Consider the following 1960-nt stretch of genomic DNA (forward strand, 5'->3'; position numbering starts at 1 on the left):
TGCATTGCTCATTTCCTCTTCCAATCAACCGCAGAATATTACAAATTATTTTTGTCAAAAGCACCAACTATTTTTGACCACATTACCTTAACATAAGAATCCGTCTCACAACAAAATTTGAGTCGGATTTTTTGTTATAAAAGTTTTTCAATGTTTTCAGAAAAAGTGAAAAGCTGTCCTCTTCAGGCAACTTTCTTTCTTAGATTGTGTGCTAAAGCGTGTAATCCGAACTCCAGTTCTACTTTTTTCAGACCTTTTAAGGTAAATCTCTTAAAACCATTGCAATGTTTCAGGTGGGCAAACACAGGTTCTACTTCAACCGAACGTTGTTTGCGTTTTTTGACGCCTTCTTCGCTTTTTAGAAGTTCCCGGATTTTTTCTTTGTACTGCTCCAGATGATGGTTTCGCTCTACACTCCGGTTTTCTTTGGAGCTGTGGCAAACGCCTCTAATTGGGCATCCGTCACAATTTTTTGCTTGATAATGTGATAGTTTTTGAGGATACCCGGTCTTGGTTTTCCTTGTGCTTTCGTGTGTTTTTTCCATCTTTTGACCCATCGGGCAAACGTAAAAGTCCTGTTCGGCGTTGTAATGAAGGTTTTCTTTGCTGAAAGTCTTGTGCTTCGACTGATAACGGGTATCCTGCTCCTTGTCGAAGGTGTTGTATTTCACAAAGGGAGTGATGTTTTTTTGCTCTAATAATTCATAGTTTTCCTCGCTTCCTTAACCCGCATCGGCTGTGAGTTCTTCCAATTCTTCGAGTTTATTTTTTCCATATAATTTCTCAAAATTCTCCAAATGGCGCTTCAAAGTATTGATATCATTGGTTTGCTGATGAATCGTGTAATTTAAAATAAATTGATTCTCGGTAGAAATCTGTGCATTATAGGCGGGTTTGAGCTGTCCGTTCTGCATATGATCATCATTGCTCATTGTTTCTCTTTTATTGATTTTAATGGAATTCGCGAACCTTCGGTTTCATCCGCATAAAAGTAGCGTCTTGATCGGTCTTGCTGTAGGAATTCCGCTCTGCCAAAATAGCTTCCTGAGATTTGTATTTATCGAAGTTTTTCTCAAAATTATTTTTAATGTAATTCCGTTTGGCTTTGGCTTTTTTGTCGGACTCTGTTTTGCTGTCGCTGCCTTTTAATTTGGCATTGATATTTTCTACCGTTTGCCGGATTTTTTCTTTGCTGATTTCTTTAAATTCAGGCGGTTCCGGGTCTTTATCTTCTTCCCGGGCAACGCTTTGGGCATATTTCCAAAGGTCTTCCAGTTGGCGCAGCATTTTTTCTTTATTGGTTTTAATGGCATTTGCCCAAACAAAAGTGTAGCGCCCTGCTTGTGCTTCAATTTTAGTTCCGTCTACAAACACCTGTCTCAGACTTACCAAACCCTCTTCTGCCAAAAGCAAAACCACCTGGGAAAAAATATCTTTGAAGGCGGCTTCAAGTTTCTGGGTCCGAAAGCGGTTCACGGTATTGTGATCCACGATGCTCATGTTGGAGAGCCACATGAAGTTGATGTTTTCACGAAGTGCTTTTTCGATTTTCCGTGAGGAATAAATATTGTTCATGTAGGCAAAAACCATCACCTTGAGCATCATCACGGGATGGTAGCTGGGATTTCCTTCTTTGCTGTAGGCTTTGAGAAGTGGGTCAATATTTACCTTCTCCAAAATATCATTGACGATCCGAACGGGATGATTTTTCGGAATCAGCTCTTCAAAACTGTAAGGGAATAACACAGTCTGATTCTGATTATAATATTTGAAATTCATACACAAATATATGATTATCAGATATAAATATACGAAAATCCAAAATAATAACCAAAAAAAAATCCGCCTCAAGTTGTGAGACGGATTCTTCATTTTGATTATGTTGGTTTCTAATTGCTTTCCTTCACTTTTCTATTCATTTTAGCTCGTACAGCAATGGCAGCAGCTAAAGCAAACAGTG

Annotated in this window: 1 pseudogene; it reads right to left on the minus strand. The window is 38.7% G+C overall.

The annotated features are described in order from the left end of the window. Window positions 1–182: 182 nt before the first annotated feature. Window positions 183–1779, minus strand: a pseudogene (locus FNE73_RS16625) (IS1182 family transposase). Window positions 1780–1960: the final 181 nt, after the last annotated feature.

Source organism: Chryseobacterium binzhouense (genome assembly GCF_007474545.1).
Taxonomy (GTDB): Bacteria; Bacteroidota; Bacteroidia; order Flavobacteriales; family Weeksellaceae; genus Chryseobacterium; species Chryseobacterium binzhouense.